A 13,244-nucleotide genomic window follows, 5' to 3' on the forward strand; every position below is an offset into this window, starting at 1 on the left:
GCGGTGGCGGTGGTAGTTGCGTCCCTGCGTGCAAAGCGTGTTCCAAGTCTGCCGCAGGTCATGCGCGCACGGGCGGGGGCGATGGGTGTCAGGGGGCGAGGCGGTGGGGTCAGGGGACGAGGACGAGGCGTCCGCGCAGGCCGCCCTCGGCGAGCCGGGCGTGCGCGCGGGCGGCTTCGTCGAGGGGGTGGACCTCGGCGACGCGGGTGGTCAGGACGTTCTGGTCGGCGAGGCGGCTCAGCTCGGCGAGCCGGGCCCCGTCGGCCCGCACGCTGAGCGCGTGGACCCGGATGCCGCGTGCGGCGGCGGGCTCCGAGCCGGGCCACAGGCTGACGTAGGTGCCGCCCGCGCGGACGGCGGCGAGGGCGGCCCGGCCGAGGCCCGCAGCGTCGAGGACGCCGTCGTACGTGGCGTCCGGCAGGTCCGTGCCGCGCGGCAGGAAGTGGTCGGCGCCTCGGTCGCGTACGGCGTCGGCGGTCTCGGCGTTGTCGAGGGCGGTCACCGTCAGGCCGTGGTGGTAGGCCAGTTCGACGGCGTGGCCGCCCACTCCCCCGGCGGCGCCGGTGACCAGGACGTGCTGCCCGGCGGTGAGCGCGAGGTGGTCGAGGGCCTGGGCGGCGGTGAGGGTGTTCAGGGGCAGGGTCGCGGCGTGCGCGTCGTCGAGGCGGGCGGGCGCGGGGGCGACGGCGGAGGCGTCGAGGACGACGTACTCGGCGTGGGTGCCGAGCGGCTTGTGGTGCCCGGTGGCGAGGGCGACGACGCGCGTACCCGCCGCGAAGGGCGCGCCCTCGCCGGCCGCGTCGACGGTCCCCACGACGTCCCAGCCGAGGCCGATCCGGGCGCCGCCGGGGCCGAAGACGCCCTCGCGCATGGCGGCGTCGACGGGGTTGAGTGCGGCGGCGCTCACCTTGATACGGACCTGGCCGGGGCCGGGCGCGGGCACCTCGGCGCGGACGACGAGGACGGCCTCCGGACCGCCGAAACGGGTGACCGCGGCGGCGCGCATGGTGGGGACAGGGGTGAGGGACATGACGGGGGGACCTCCAAGACATGGGGAGACGTAGGAGTACATGGGGCGGTGAGCTGGACACTTACCGTTGGTGCGTAGCCCCACTGTGCGTCAGTATGGGAGCCGGTACAAAAGGCACACCGGTGTGCGTGAGCGGGGAGTCGAGTGGAGGGCGGGACGGTCATGGAGGTCTCGGAGGGAGCGGCGGCGGTGTCGGGGCCGTGCGCGCGCTGGCCCGCCGCGAAGGCGGACACGATCCGGCAGCTCGTGGAGCGGGCCGGGGACAAGTGGGCGGTGCTGGTGATCGGCGCGCTGGAGGGCGGGCCGTTGCGTTATACGGAGTTGCAGCGCCGGGTCCCGGGGATCTCGCAGCGGATGCTGACGCATACGTTGCGGCAGTTGCGCCGGGACGGGATGGTGACGCGGACGGCGTACGCGGAGGTGCCGCCCCGGGTCGAGTACGAACTGACGCCGCTCGGGGCGTCCCTCATCGTGGCGGTCACGGCGCTCATCGACTGGGCCGGGAAACACTGCGACGAGGTGTCGGCCCACCGCGCCCGCTTCGACGCGGCGCTGGGCGCGGGCGGCTGATTCTTCGGCCTCGGCTTTCGTCGTGGCTGATCGCGCAGTTCCCCGCGCCCCTGAGGTGACAGCCCCTTCGGACGGGTTCTTCGGTCTCGGCTTTCGTCGTGGCTGGCCGCGCAGTTCCCCGCGCCCCTGAGGTGACAGCCCCTTCGGACGGGTTCCTTGGCCTCCACTCGCGTCGTGGCTGAGCGCGCAGTTCCCCGCGCCCCTGGGTGAGTGCCCCTTCGGGTGGATTCCTCGGCCTCGACTCCGGTCGTGGCTGGCCGCGCAGTTCCCCGCGCCCCTGGAGGGGCGGCTGCGCCGCCACCTCCCCCCTGGGGAAGCTGCACGAAGTGCATGCTTCAGGGGCGCGGGGAACTGCGCGAGACGCCCCACCGGCCCGCAGAAAACAACGCACGGTCGTGCCCCGATAGGGGCGCGGGGAACTGCGCGATCAGCCCCCACCGGCCCGCAGGCGAGGAACCACGGGCGGGACGCCCTAGCGCAGGCACTCGATCAGATAGTCGCCGGTGTCCTCGTCGATGGTCACGCCATGCGTCTCGCTGCGGAACCCAGGAAAGCGCCGGTCGAAGGACTCCAGCGCCATGAGATAGCGCAGCAGCGGCCCGCCGGAGGCGCCGGTGGACTCGCCCGGCATCAGGACCGGGATGCCGGGCGGGGTGACCGTCACCATGGCGGCGGCCACCCGTTCCGCCGCCCGCGCGATCCGCACCCGCTCGGTCCCACCCCGTACCAACCGCTGGTAGCAGTGCTGGGGCGGCGCCACGGGCCGCGGGAGCTGTTGGAAGGCCGTGTCGAGAAGCGCCACCAGCCGCGCCGAACGCAGTTGCTCGTGCATCTCCCGGCACAGCGCGCGCAGCGTCAGACCCGCGTACCGGCGGGGGTGCGCGGCGACGGCCTCCGGCAGGACCCGCTCCAGCGGGACGTCGGCGTCGTACAGGGCCTTGAAGTCCGTCAGGGCGTCCAGCAGGGTGCCCCACTTGCCCTTGGTGATGCCCATGGAGAACAGGATCAGCGTGGTGTAGCTGTCGGTCTTCTCCACCACGATCTTCCGGGTGGCGAGGTACGCGGTGAGCACCCGGGCCGGGATGCCCTCATCGGCCATCTCGCCGGTGGCGCTGATCCCCGGGCAGGTCAGCGTGACCTTGACGGGGTCCAGCATGCAGTGGCCCTCGGTAAGACCGGGGAAGCCGTGCCAGTCGGCGCCGGGCTCCAGCAGCCAGCAGGACTGCTCGGTGCGCAGCAGTTGCGGCGGGGCCTCCTCGAACGGCAGCCGCTCCCCCGTCGCCGGGTCGGTGACCGTGTCCGGCTGCCACACCCCGAAGAACCAGGGCGGCCGGTCGCCGGCGCGTTCGATCCGCCGGCGCAGGCGCACCATCTCCTGGCGGAAGCGGACCGCCTCGGTCACCGCCTCGTCGATCAGCCACGTGCCCTGCGGGCCGTCCATCATCGCCGTCGCCACGTCGAGCGAGGCGATCATCGGGTACAGGGGCGAGGTGGTGCCGTGCATCATCAGCGCCTCGTTGAACCGGTCGTGCTCCACCGGTGCCCTCGGCGCAGACCGCACGTGCACCATCGCGCTCTGCGACAGCGCCGCCAGCAGCTTGTGCGTGGACTGGGTGGCGAACACGGTCGGGCGGTCCTCGCCGGGGAACGCGTCCTCGTCCACCGACATGCCGTAGCGCCCGGCGTAGAGCGGGTGGAAGCGGGCGTACGCGAACCACGCCTCGTCGAAGTGCACCCGGGGCGTGCTGGCGGCGAACGCGCGGGCGGTGGCCACGGCGTCGTAACTCAGGCCGTCGTAGGTGGAGTTGGTGAACACGGCGTACTGCGCGTGCGGGGACACCGCGCCCTCGGTGAGCGGATGCGCGGCGATACGGGCCGCGACCGCGTCCGCGCCGATCTCGGCCGGGGGCAGCGGTCCCGCGAGGCCGTAGCCGTTACGGGTGGGGACGAGGTAGACCGGGCGGGCACCGGAGACGACGAGGCCGTGCAGGACGGATTTGTGGCAGTTGCGGTCCACCAGGGCGATCTCGTCGCGGGTGACGCTGAAGTGGCCCACCAGGCGGTTGCACGTCGAGTCGCCGTGCAGGACGAAGTAGGTGAGTTCGGAGCCGAACACGCGGGCGGCGTTGCGCTCCGCGTCGCCGATCGGGCCGGTGTGCTCGAACAGCGAGCCCAGTTCCTCGACGGAGATCGACAGGTCGCTGCGCAGCAGCCGCTCCCCGAAGTAGTCGTGGAAGGCGCGTCCCGCGGGCGACTTGAGGAAGGCGACGCCGCCGGAGTGGGCCGGGGTGTGCCAGGAGTACTCGTGGGCGTCGTCGAAGCGGCGCAGGGCACGGAAGAACGGCGGCAGCACGGCTTCGCGGTAGGCGCGGGCGGCGGTGGTGATGCGGCCCGCGATGAAGCCCGGGGTGTCCTCCAGCGGCCAGACATAGCCCACGACCGACTCGGACACCCACAGGGGCAGGGCGCCCAGGCCCTCGTCCGCCATCACCAGGAAGACCGGCAGGTCCCTGAACCGTCGTCCGATCCGACGCAGTACTGCTCCGCCGCCGGGGGTGCCGTCCGCTTCGGCGTCGTCGGTGCCGGGGAGGTCCCAGGCCACCAGTGCCGCGGCGAGGCCGGCCTCCGTGCGCAGTACCGCTTCCGCGTCCTGGGCCGTCAGCGCCCAGCGGACTTCGAAGCCGGCCGCCTCGATCGCGTCCCGGATCTTACGTAACTGCTGGGCTCCGGCGTCCTCGCCCCGGGGGTGTTCCGGTACCGCGACCAGGATCTTGCTGTCGGTCATGTGCGCTCCCGCCGTCCGCTGCGGCTCTCGCTGCCGCGGTGGTTCAGTGTGGGGGTGAGGGGGGTGGGCCGGGGGGCGCCGGGGGGGTCAAACCACCGTGACGACGGAACGGGGTCCCTCCGGGGTTGACCTGGACTATCGCGCCCGCCGGCTGGGTGGGTGCCCCGCGCCACAACCTTGCGCAGTTCCCCGCGCCCCTCACGGGGCTGCCCCTTCGGGCGGTTCCTCGGCTGACGGTCTCGTCGTGGTCGCTCGCGCAGTTCCCCGCGCCCCTCACGGGGCTGCCCCTTCGGGCGGTTCTTCGACTGGCGGTCTCGTCGTGGTCGCTCGCGCAGTTCCCCGCGCCCCTGAGGGAGCGGGGCTTCGCCCCTGCTCCCCAGGGGAGGAGGTGGCGGCGCAGCCGCCCCTCCTAGGGGCGCGGGGAACTGCGCGACCAGCCACGACGAGAGTCGAGGATCCCCACCGGCAGAGCCACCCACTCACCCAGGGGCGCGGGGAACTGCGCAACCTCAGCTACAAGCAGCCTCCGCTGGAGAACTCCCCAGGGGCGCGGGGAACTGCGCGATCAGCTCCCACCGGCCGAAAGGTGATCGGCTGCCCAGGCGCGCGGGGGGGCGGTCAAGGGGCCGCCCCTTACGGGTGAGTTGGGGAGAGTGGGCCCGGGGACAGGGTGGCGTCGGGGACGATGGGGGGGACCCCCAGTCGCCCCACCGACCAGGAGCCCGCATGATCCACGGCATCGACGTAAGCTCCCACCAGCACACCTTCGAAACCGACGGAGTCTCCTTCGTGTTCATCAAGGCCACGGAGGGCCGCTCCTACGTGAACCCGAGACTCGCCGCCCAGACGAAACTCGCCCGCGACGGCCACTGCGTCGTCGGCTTCTACCACTTCCTGTGGCCCGGCAACCTGACCGCCCAGGCCGAGTACTTCGTCAGCAAGGCCCCCGAGCGCGCCGGCGACCTCCTCGCCGTGGACTGGGAGACGACGGGCGACGGCACGCACGCGAGCAACGCGGAGAAGGACCGGTTCATCCGCGAGGTCAAGCGGCTGCGCCCGCACCACCGGGTGCTGCTCTACACCAACCGCAACTACTGGCTGAACGTGGACACGACCTCGTACGCGGGCGACGGCCTGTGGATCGCGGACTACGTGAGCGCGGGCAAGCCCCGTATCAAGGCGTCCTGGAAGTTCCACCAGTACACCGACCACCCGCTCGACAAGAACGTGGCCCACTTCTCGACCCGCGCCGCGCTGCGGGAGTGGGCCACGCCCTGAGGCCGGCGGCGGTTCAGGCCCGCCACTCCGCGGTCCGCTCGGGCAACGCGTCGGCGAGCGCCTTGCGGACCGCGTCCGCGTCGCCGGCCAGGCCGTAGACGGGCGTGCCGGGCTGCTGGCGCCAGGAGTCGTCGATGCCGCCCGCGTCGACCGCGTCGAAGCCGATCTCGTCGAGCAGGGCGACGACGGTCCGCCGGTCGTCGGCGCTGTCGGCCGCGACGGGCAGGGCGACGCGCTCGGGGTCGTCCGCCGGGCGCGCCTTGTCGATGATGTCCTGGGCGTACGTCCCGTTGAACACCTTCACGACCGGGTGCCCGATCTGCCGCTCGGTCCAGCGGCTCTCGGTCAGCCCCTCGTCCTCGACGGCGTCGATCCGGCCGTCGCGCTGCGGGTAGTAGTTGCCGGTGTCGATGACGGTGACGTCCGCCGCGGCCGTGTCGAGCAGTCCCTTCGGCAGCCCGGCGACGGCCCCCAGCGGGATGGTGACGACGACGACCCGCGCGTCGCGCACCGCGTCCTCGATGGTCGCGGGGGTGGCGCCGGTCTCCTCCGCGAGCGCGGTGAGGGTGTGCGGGCCGCGCGAGTTGGCGACGTGGACGTCGTGGCCGGCGGCCGTGAAGCGGCGGGTGAGGTTGCCGCCGATGTTGCCCGCGCCGATGATGCCGATCTTCATGTCGTGGCGTGCCCTTCGAAATCAGAGGTCCCGGTTCCCGGTTCCCGGTTCGCATACGGGTCCGGGTTCGGGTCCCCGGGCCGCGTACGACCGCTCAACTCCCCTGCCGGGTCGCCTATTCCGGCGCTCTCCGCACACATGCCACGTCCGCCGGTCCCGGGCGGGAGCGGCGGACGTGGCATGGTGCGCGGTGCGCGGGGCTCAGTTCTTGTTCAGGTCGGCCCAGAACTCGTCGAACGAGAGGAGCTTGTCCCCGTCCGTGTCCCGCTTGGCTATGAGCGCCTCGGCCACGGCCTCCGTGACGTGGAAGTCGCCCATCTGCGCCATGGCGCTCTTGTACTCGGCCGGCGTGATGTAGCCGTCGCCGTTCGCGTCGAACCGCTCGAACGCCTTGCGTGCCGCCTCGATGTCCGCCACCGCGACCAACCCCTCGTTGTACGTACTGCCGTGTTGACGGAGCAAGGTTAGCGGGCGGTGGCGGCGCGCAGTGCGGCGAGTACCCAGGCGAACTCCGCCTCGTGCCGGGGCGCGGGCTCCATGCCCCGTACGCGGGAGACGAGATCGCGGAAGCGGGCGACGTCCTCGTTGGCGGCGGCTTCCAGACGCTCCAGGACCTCGCCGGGGTCGCCGTCGCCGATCAGGCCGCGCAGCACGTCGGCGGCCTCCGGCGACTCGGGGGCGACGCCGCGCTCGCGGGCCTCCCCCGCCAGTTGCACGAGCCGGCTCATGAACCACAGGGAGCTGCCGGGCGGCACGTCGGGGCCCCGGTCGGCGGCGTTGAACTCGATCATGCGGCGCATGTGGGCGCGGAAGTCCGCGTCCTGCATCAGCTCGGCCAACTCCACCCACGCGTCGACCTGTTCGGCGGTCGGGTCGTCGGGCAGGTCCGGCACCATGATGGTCATCCGGGTACGGATGTCGGGGTCGGCGGCGTCGAGGCCGCCGAAGGTCTGCTCCATGAAGTCGTCGATGATGTGCTTGCGTTCGGCGGCGGAGAGCCGTGCCAGCTTGTTCATCAGGGCTGTCTCCTTCGTGGTCGAGTTCCGTTGGGCGACGGTCGACAGGACGGCCCGGTTTAGCCGGAGCGTACGGATCTGCGCGTCGAGCGCCGCCACGTGCGCGGCGGCGACGGCGGCGAGGTCCTTCTCCCCCGCGAGCACCTGTCGTACGTCGTCCAGACCGAGGCCCAGCTCCCGCAGCGTGCGGACGAGTTCGAGGCGGGCCACGGACTCGGCGTCGTAGAGCCGGTAGCCGCCCGAGCTGCGGGCGACGGGGTGCAGGACGCCCGCGTCGGACCAGAACCGGATCGTGCGTACCGTCAGCCCCGTACGGCGGGCCAGCCGGCCGATCGTGAGCAGGGGGGAGCCGTCGTCGGTCATGTCTGGGAGTCTGTGCCTTCCAGTGGGTGGAGACTCAAGCGAGGAGCGGGGACGGGCGTGGGCGAGGGGTTGCGGGACATTCTGGACGCGGCGGCGAAGGGTGTCTTCCCGCCGCCGGACGGGGGCACGACGGTCGTGCCGCAGACGTGCGCGCGGGACGCGGGGGTGCTGGCGTTCACGGCGCACTCCGTGATCTTCACGGACGAGCCGGAGGAGTGGGTACGGGAACGGCTGGCCGCCCTCGACTGTGACGCGTTCGCGGCGACGATGAACGCGCGGTTCCTCACGGAGTTCATGGACAGGACCGGGCGGGCGCACGACACGATCGATCTGCTGAGCGTGGCTCCGGCACTCCCGGGGGCGGCGCCGGTCGCGCTGCGGGAGATCCTGGACCGGGAGCACCCCCGGGTCGTGCGGGCGCTCACGCACCGGGACGAGGTGCGGGTCTGGGAGACGGTCGGGGGTGCGGGGGTTCTTGTGCTCGGGCGTGGGATCGCAGGGCGGTGGGAGGTGGCCGTCGAGGTCGACGAGGCGGTACGGCACCGGGGGCTCGGTCGCCAACTCGCGCTTGCGGCGCGGCACTTGGTCTGCGGTGACTTCGTCTGGGCCCAGACGTCGCCGGGGAACGCCCGCAGTGTCCGCGCGTTCCTTGGGGCGGGGTTTGTTCCGGTGGCGTCCGAGGCCCTCATGCTCCGCACCTGAGCCGTTCTATGTCACCGGGGTCCAACAGCCCCGCCATGGGCGCTGGCCGCACCCGGGGACTCCGGCGCGACCAGCCCCGCCAGGGGCGCGGGGAACTGCGCGATCGGCCACGACCGGCCCGCAGACGCGTCTGCCACATCACCGACCCATCGCGGCCGCGACCCGTCGCCGGTTACTCGCGCAGTTCCCCGCGCCCCCAAGGGCGCTGGCCGCACCCGGCGACTCCGGGGCGAACCGCCCCGCCAGGGGCGCGGGGAACTGCGCGGCCCGCCACGACCGACCCGCAGACGCGTCTGCCACATGACCCGCCCCTCGCGGCTGCGAGTCGTCGCCGGTTGCTCGCGCAGTTCCTCGCGCCCCTGAGGGCGCTGACCGCACCCGGGGACTCCGGTGCAAACCAGCCCCGCCAGGGGCGCGGGGAACTGCGCGGCCCGCCACGACCGACCCGCAGACGCGTCTGCCACATGACCCGCCCCTCGCGGCTGCGAGTCGTCGTCGGTTGCTCGCGCAGTTCCTCGCGCCCCTGAGGGCGCTGACCTGAGTGGGGATCGGAATTGCTAGCGGAAGATTCCGGTGTGGCCCAGGGAGTAGCGGCCCGGTTGGGGGTAGACCGCCAGACCGTGCGGGCCCCGGCCCACCGGAACACGGGCCACTTCGGCGCCGCTCCGCGTATCGATCGCGTACACCTCGGAGTCGTACCGCCCGGACAGCCACAGCGTGTTGCCGTCCGCCGAGACGCCCCCCATGTCGGGGCTGCCGCCCCCGGGCAGGTGCCACTTCTTGACGACCTTGCCATGCGCGAAGTCGAACACGGAGATCGACCCCTCGCCCCGGTTGGAGACGTACATGACGCGGGAGTCGCGGCTGACGTACAGGCCGTGCGCCCCCTTCCCCGTCGGCAGCAGCTCCGGCTTGGAGAACGTGGCGCCGTCCAGCACCCACATCCCGTTCGCCATCATGTCCGCGACGTAGAACTTCTTCCCGTCCGGCGACATCTTGACGTCCTGCGGCATCGCCCCGTGGAACGGCAGTTTCTGCTGCGCGACGACCTTCATGCGGGCGGTGTCGACCTTGAGGAGTTCGCCGCTGAACTCGCAGCTCACGATGAAGTAGCGCCCGTCGAGGGAGAAGTCGGCGTGGTTGACGCCGTAGCAGCTCACGGGCTCGGTGTGGTCGATCTTCATGGTGTGCGCGTCGCGGAAGACGAGCTGCCGGTCGAGCGAGGCCATGACGACGGCGTGCTTGCCGTCGGGCGTGAAGTACAGGTTGTACGGGTCGTGCACGTCCACCGGCTTGCCCGCCTTGCCGGTCTTCGGGTCGATGGGCGTGAGCGTGTTGCCGCGGTCGTTGTTGACCCAGAGCGTCTTGAGGTCCCAGGACGGCACGACGTGCTGCGGCTGCCGCCCCACCGGGATCGTCTCGATGACCTTGTGGGTCTTCGGGTCGATGACGGAGACCGAGTCGGACTCGGTGTTGGGGACGTACACGCGCGAGGGGAAGTCCTTGACGACCGGGGAGAGGCGGCCGGGCCGGTCGGCGGCGTAGACGTCCTTGGGGTCGAGGACGGGCGGCATGCCCGGCAGTCCCTTGACCTCCTGCCGGGCGGGCGCGGCGGGCTTGACGGGCTTCACGGCGTCCTGCGTGGAGTGCCCCGCGTCCTGCGCGGCCCCGCACCCGGCGAGCGCGGCGAGGGCGAGGACGGCGGCGGCGAGGGACAGCGGTCCGGTGCGGCGGATGGGTGTCATGTGAGCAGCTCCGTGCAGGTGACCGCGGTGAGCCCGCGGCGGTGGAGGTGGTCCAGGAGTGCGGGCAGCGCGGCGACCGTGTCGGCGTACCCGAAGTGCAGGCTGACGATGGAGCCGGGCCGCACCGCCGTGTCGACGTTGCGTACGACGGTGCCCGCGCCCGGCGAGGTGAAGTCGAGGGAGTCGACGTCGTACGACAGGACGTGCGGGTAACCGGCGCGGGCGGCGAGGCGGGCGACCAGCGGGCTGGCCCGGGGCGTGCGCGAGGGCCGGAACCAGGTGCCGACGGATCCGGTGAGCCGGCGCAGGCGGTCGGCGCAGCCGGTGATCTCGGCGGTGGCGTCGGCCTCGGACATGGCGTTGATGTCGCGGTGGTGGAGGGTGTGGTTGCCGAGGTCGTGGCCGCCGTCGAGGACGCGCCGGGCCATCTCGGGGTGGGCGTCGAGCCAGGTGCCGACGGCGAGGACGGTGACGCGGGCGTGGGCGCGTTCGGCCTCGGCGAGCACCGCGCGGGCGACGGCGGGGTCGCCCTGCCCGTGGAAGGTGAGGGCGACCCGGTCGCGGGTGCGCGGCCCGTGGTCGATCTGTACGGGGAGGCCGGGCAGCCGGCGCGGGCCGGGGGCCGGTGCGGGGCTGGTGCTCGTGCGGCCGGCGGACGGGTCGGCGGTCGCGGGGGCGGGAGGTGCGGTGGACGTGCGCGCGGTGGCGGCGCAGCCGGTGGCGGCGGCTGCGGTGAGCGAGGCGCCGAGGAGCAGCGCCGACCGGCGTGGGATCGGTTCGGCCTGGGTCACCCGCCCCATTTAAGGGCGAGAAGCGACAAAAGCCGCCTATCGACCCGAGGGCCTTAACGTTTACTGGATGCCCGCTGTAATTAATCTTCATTTACGAGGCTGGTGGCTCATGTCACCAATGATTCATTTGGACCTTCCCGGGTCCTTCTGTCATGATCAGTGAACACGACCCCCATTGACCCGGGCCAGGTCGTCATCAGACGCCGTGGACTACACCCCCACTGTCCGCGGCGCATCACACGGAAGCCCCCGCGGCGCCGCACGACGGCGAGAACGGGGGCTTCCGCGCGTCCCGGGGAGGGGGGCCGCGGGACTCGGTGGCCGGGGGCGCGCGGTTCAGCGGTCGCTGACGCGCATCTCGAACCAGGTGGTCTTGCCGCGCGGGAGCAGATCCACGCCCCAGCGGTCGGCGAGCTTGTCGACGAGGAACAGGCCGCGCCCTGAGATGTCCAGCTCATGCACCGGCATCAGACACGGCAGGCCGCGCGAGGGGTCACGGACCTCGATCCGCAGCCGGCCGGTCCGGCGCGTCATGCGCAGGCCGAAGGCGCGGGCGCCGGTGTGCCGGACGGCGTTGCCGACGAGTTCGGACACGAGCAGGACCGCGTCCTCGGTCATCTTCGGGCTGAGGCCCCACTGACGCAGGACGACGACCTGGGCGAGCCTGCGGGCGGTCGCCGCGGATTCCGGGCGCGAGGGCAACGACACCTCGCCCTCGGTCGGATTTCCGAACAACTCCAGTGCGCGCAGCGCGTGTTCGTCCTCGACCGCGGGAGACCAGCGCGCCGCGGTCGCACTCCCGTTCGGCCGCGGCTGTTCGACACCCTCAAGCCCCGCCATGCCCCCCATGATGGCCGCCCGGCGGGGTCCGTGGGGCCGTTCCGGAGGAATAAGCCCCCCGGAACGCTCCATTCCGGAGGGGCGTTCCGGCATATGTCAATGGCATGCCAGCATGCGATACGGCCCATCTGACCTGCGGCGACCGATGGCGGACACTCGCTGCTGGATCGACTCCGGTGAGGATCTCTTAAGGTTGCCTTAAGGCAGGGATAATGCGCCCCAACGGGGTACGTGATCAACTCGGTGTCCACGCCCGGCAGTTGACCACGCCCCCGGGGTGTCCCGTCAGACGAACTTGGCCTTGCCCGGACCGTCCTCGACGAAGCTGCGCATGCCGCGCTCGCGGTCCTCGGTGGCGAACAGGCCCGCGAACCAGTTCCGCTCGATGGCGAGACCCGTCTCCAGGTCCGTCTCCAGGCCCGCGTCGATGGACTCCTTCGCGGCGCGCAGCGCGATGGCCGGGCCCTGCGCGAGCTTCGCCGCCCAGGTGTGTGCCGCGTCGAAGACCTCGGCGGCGGGTACGACACGGTCGACGAGGCCGATGGCGAGCGCCTCGTCCGCCTTGACCTGACGGCCCGTGAAGATCAGGTCCTTGGCGCGGGAGGGGCCCACCAGGCGGGACAGGCGCTGGGTGCCGCCGGCGCCGGGGATCAGGCCGAGCAGGATCTCGGGCTGGCCCAGTTTCGCGTTGTCGGCGGCGATGCGGATGTCCGCGCAGAGGGCGAGTTCGCAGCCGCCGCCCAGGGCGTAGCCGGTGACCGCGGCGACGACCGGTTTGGGGATGCGGGCCACCGCGGTGAACGCGTCCTGGAGGGCGCGGGCCCGGGAGATCATGGCCGCGTGGTCCATGACCTGCATCTCCTTGATGTCCGCGCCGGCCGCGAACACCTTCTCGCTGCCGCGCAGGACCACGGCTCTCACGTCGGCGCGGGTCGTGGCCTCTTCGGACAGTTCCTTGATGCGGTCCTGGGTGGCGATGTCCAGGGCGTTCATCGGGGGGCGGTCCAGGCGGATCGTGCCCACGCCTTCGGCGACTTCCAGGTGAACAGTCATGCCCGCAGGCTAACGGCCTCCCGGCCCGGGGACGCTGAGTCCTTCATCACGGGGCGCCTCCGGCCTCCGGCGGGGCTGGTCGGGCGGTTCTCGGGTGCGGGCCAGTTGCAGTGACCGTATTGCGCAGTTCCCCGCGCCCCTGAGTAGTCGATCACCTGCGGGTGGGTGGGGGCTTCTCGCGCAGTTCCCCGCGCCCCTGAGTAGTCGATCACCTGCGGGTGGGTGGGGGCTTCTCGCGCAGTTCCCCGCGCCCCTGGAGGGGCGACTTCGTCGCCACCTCCTCCCCTGGGGAGCTGGGGCGAAGCCCCGCTCCCTCAGGGGCGCGGGGAACTGCGCGAGCGGCCACGACGCGCCCGCAGTCGAAGAACCGCCCGAAGGGGCAGCCTCGATAGGGGCGC

12 protein-coding genes are annotated in these 13,244 nt (G+C 72.3%); 3 read left to right on the forward strand and 9 right to left on the reverse strand.

Translation table 11 applies throughout. The features are described 5' to 3' along the window. Positions 1-109: 109 nt before the first annotated feature. The gene (locus tag ACZ7LY_RS20955; RefSeq protein WP_471626193.1) at positions 110-1,006 is read right to left on the reverse strand and encodes an NADP-dependent oxidoreductase; all 897 of its coding nucleotides are present in this window, start codon (positions 1,004-1,006) and stop codon (positions 110-112) included. Between the two features lie 186 nt (positions 1,007-1,192). Here ACZ7LY_RS20955 and ACZ7LY_RS20960 point away from each other — a divergent pair, with 186 nt between their 5' ends. Next, positions 1,193-1,600 (forward strand): winged helix-turn-helix transcriptional regulator, encoded by a 408-nt coding sequence (locus ACZ7LY_RS20960; RefSeq protein ID WP_471626144.1) that lies wholly within the window; start codon positions 1,193-1,195, stop codon positions 1,598-1,600. Positions 1,601-2,072: 472 nt separating this feature from the next. On the opposite strand, the gene ACZ7LY_RS20965 is transcribed toward ACZ7LY_RS20960, so the two are convergent. Continuing rightward, positions 2,073-4,385, reverse strand: coding sequence for an Orn/Lys/Arg family decarboxylase (locus ACZ7LY_RS20965; RefSeq protein ID WP_471626145.1), 2,313 nt, complete (start codon positions 4,383-4,385; stop codon positions 2,073-2,075). A 726-nt stretch (positions 4,386-5,111) separates the two neighbouring features. Here ACZ7LY_RS20965 and ACZ7LY_RS20970 point away from each other — a divergent pair. Continuing rightward, positions 5,112-5,663 carry a glycoside hydrolase family 25 protein gene (locus ACZ7LY_RS20970; RefSeq protein WP_471626146.1) on the forward strand — a complete coding sequence of 184 codons (552 nt, stop codon included), beginning with the start codon at positions 5,112-5,114 and terminating at the stop codon, positions 5,661-5,663. A gap of 13 nt (positions 5,664-5,676) precedes the next feature. Here the strand turns inward: ACZ7LY_RS20970 and ACZ7LY_RS20975 are convergent, their stop codons facing one another. From ACZ7LY_RS20975 to ACZ7LY_RS20985, 3 genes are all read right to left on the reverse strand, one after another. Further along, complete coding sequence (locus tag ACZ7LY_RS20975; protein ID WP_471626147.1) at positions 5,677-6,336, reverse strand: NADPH-dependent F420 reductase; 660 nt, start codon at positions 6,334-6,336, stop codon at positions 5,677-5,679. Positions 6,337-6,537: 201 nt separating this feature from the next. Beyond that, positions 6,538-6,753, reverse strand: a complete 216-nt coding sequence (locus ACZ7LY_RS20980) for an EF-hand domain-containing protein (protein ID WP_471626148.1) — start codon at positions 6,751-6,753, stop codon at positions 6,538-6,540. 47 nt (positions 6,754-6,800) lie between these two features. Beyond that, positions 6,801-7,715: a helix-turn-helix domain-containing protein gene (locus tag ACZ7LY_RS20985; protein ID WP_471626149.1), complete on the reverse strand. Its 915-nt coding sequence runs from the start codon at positions 7,713-7,715 to the stop codon at positions 6,801-6,803. Positions 7,716-7,772: 57 nt separating this feature from the next. Between ACZ7LY_RS20985 and ACZ7LY_RS20990 the strand changes: the two genes are divergently transcribed. Next, positions 7,773-8,417, forward strand: coding sequence for a GNAT family N-acetyltransferase (locus tag ACZ7LY_RS20990; RefSeq protein WP_471626150.1), 645 nt, complete (start codon positions 7,773-7,775; stop codon positions 8,415-8,417). A 557-nt stretch (positions 8,418-8,974) separates the two neighbouring features. Here ACZ7LY_RS20990 and ACZ7LY_RS20995 read toward each other — a convergent pair. From ACZ7LY_RS20995 to ACZ7LY_RS21010, 4 genes are all read right to left on the reverse strand, one after another. Continuing rightward, entirely contained in the window at positions 8,975-10,162 is a 1,188-nt protein-coding gene (locus tag ACZ7LY_RS20995) for a YVTN family beta-propeller repeat protein (protein ID WP_471626151.1), read from the reverse strand. Continuing rightward, the gene (locus ACZ7LY_RS21000) at positions 10,159-10,962 is read right to left on the reverse strand and encodes a polysaccharide deacetylase family protein (RefSeq protein ID WP_471626152.1); all 804 of its coding nucleotides are present in this window, start codon (positions 10,960-10,962) and stop codon (positions 10,159-10,161) included. Before ACZ7LY_RS21000 ends, ACZ7LY_RS20995 begins: the two co-directional genes overlap by 4 nt. Before the next feature lie 327 nt (positions 10,963-11,289). After that, a complete protein-coding gene (locus ACZ7LY_RS21005) occupies positions 11,290-11,793 on the reverse strand; it encodes an ATP-binding protein (RefSeq protein WP_471626153.1) in 504 nt (167 codons plus the stop codon). 285 nt (positions 11,794-12,078) lie between these two features. Then, positions 12,079-12,846, reverse strand: a complete 768-nt coding sequence (locus ACZ7LY_RS21010; protein ID WP_471626154.1) for an enoyl-CoA hydratase/isomerase family protein — start codon at positions 12,844-12,846, stop codon at positions 12,079-12,081. Between the last annotated feature and the right edge of the window lie 398 nt (positions 12,847-13,244).

It is taken from the genome of Streptomyces sp. NPDC107550 (assembly GCF_055639095.1).

Excerpts from the sequence above, each read along its gene's own strand:
- ACZ7LY_RS21005 (WP_471626153.1), bottom strand. The coding sequence starts at position 11,793 with ATGGCGGGGCTTGAGGGTGTCGAACAGCCGCGGCCGAACGGGAGTGCG.
- ACZ7LY_RS20995 (WP_471626151.1), bottom strand. The coding sequence starts at position 10,162 with ATGACACCCATCCGCCGCACCGGACCGCTGTCCCTCGCCGCCGCCGTC.
- ACZ7LY_RS20955 (WP_471626193.1), bottom strand. The coding sequence starts at position 1,006 with ATGCGCGCCGCCGCGGTCACCCGTTTCGGCGGTCCGGAGGCCGTCCTC.
- ACZ7LY_RS20975 (WP_471626147.1), bottom strand. The coding sequence starts at position 6,336 with ATGAAGATCGGCATCATCGGCGCGGGCAACATCGGCGGCAACCTCACC.
- ACZ7LY_RS20970 (WP_471626146.1), top strand. The coding sequence starts at position 5,112 with ATGATCCACGGCATCGACGTAAGCTCCCACCAGCACACCTTCGAAACC.
- ACZ7LY_RS21010 (WP_471626154.1), bottom strand. The coding sequence starts at position 12,846 with ATGACTGTTCACCTGGAAGTCGCCGAAGGCGTGGGCACGATCCGCCTG.
- ACZ7LY_RS20965 (WP_471626145.1), bottom strand. The coding sequence starts at position 4,385 with ATGACCGACAGCAAGATCCTGGTCGCGGTACCGGAACACCCCCGGGGC.
- ACZ7LY_RS21000 (WP_471626152.1), bottom strand. The coding sequence starts at position 10,962 with ATGGGGCGGGTGACCCAGGCCGAACCGATCCCACGCCGGTCGGCGCTG.
- ACZ7LY_RS20960 (WP_471626144.1), top strand. The coding sequence starts at position 1,193 with ATGGAGGTCTCGGAGGGAGCGGCGGCGGTGTCGGGGCCGTGCGCGCGC.
- ACZ7LY_RS20985 (WP_471626149.1), bottom strand. The coding sequence starts at position 7,715 with ATGACCGACGACGGCTCCCCCCTGCTCACGATCGGCCGGCTGGCCCGC.